General features: G+C 73.3%; 1 protein-coding gene. It reads left to right on the plus strand.

The window, feature by feature from the left end:
- A partial coding sequence (locus BU204_RS37865; RefSeq protein ID WP_143230065.1) for a serine hydrolase occupies positions 1 to 480 on the plus strand: 480 nt, incomplete at its 5' end.
- Positions 481 to 764 lie beyond the last annotated feature (284 nt).

A 764-nucleotide genomic window follows, 5' to 3' on the forward strand; every position in this document is an offset into this window, starting at 1 on the left:
TACGCCTACCAGCACCAGGGCCGGCTGCGCGTGCTCGACATGTCCTGGACGAACCCGAGCCGGGCATACGCCGCGGGCGAGATCATCAGCACTACCCGTGACCTGGACCGGTTCGCCAACGCCCTGCTCGGCGGTGACCTGCTCCCCGCAGACCTGCTCGCGGAGCTGCGGGCGGCGGTGCCGAGCCAGGGAGGGGACTCCTACGGCCTCGGCCTCGAGGTGGTGCCCACTTCCGAGGAGTGCGGTGGCGTCTACGAGGGTCACAGCGGCGGCATCCACGGGTACAACTCGTTCCTGCTCCGCAGCACTAACGGTGCGCGGCGGCTGGTGGTGTCGGTGACGTTGGGGGCGGTCGACCTCACCGACCAGGAGGCCGCCATCAGGTACGTCTACGCCCTGCAGGACCTCATGGCCACCGCGCTCTGCGGCGCCGAGGAGCCGACCGCGCCGTTCGCCACGGCGGTCACGCCGCACCTCTGAGTCCTACCCGCGGGTACTCCGCGCGGACGAGGACGGATCGGTCGCGCAGCCGATGTGGCGGCGACCGGCGGCAGGCGAGGATCGTTGGGCCGGGGGACGAGCCCTCGGCCCAAGGGCGAAGGGGTGTCCTCATGGGGGCGATAACGAGGCGAACGGCCGGCGTGGCGCTGGTCGCGACGCTGGCCGTCGGACTGGTCGGCGGCGGGAGCGCGACGGCCGCCGTGCCCGAGCGCGACGAGCTGCGGGCCGCGATGGCCGAGCTGACCCGGTCCGGCGCGGCCGGC

It is taken from the genome of Actinophytocola xanthii, from assembly GCF_001921205.1.
GTDB classification, from domain to species: domain Bacteria; phylum Actinomycetota; class Actinomycetes; order Mycobacteriales; family Pseudonocardiaceae; genus Actinophytocola; species Actinophytocola xanthii.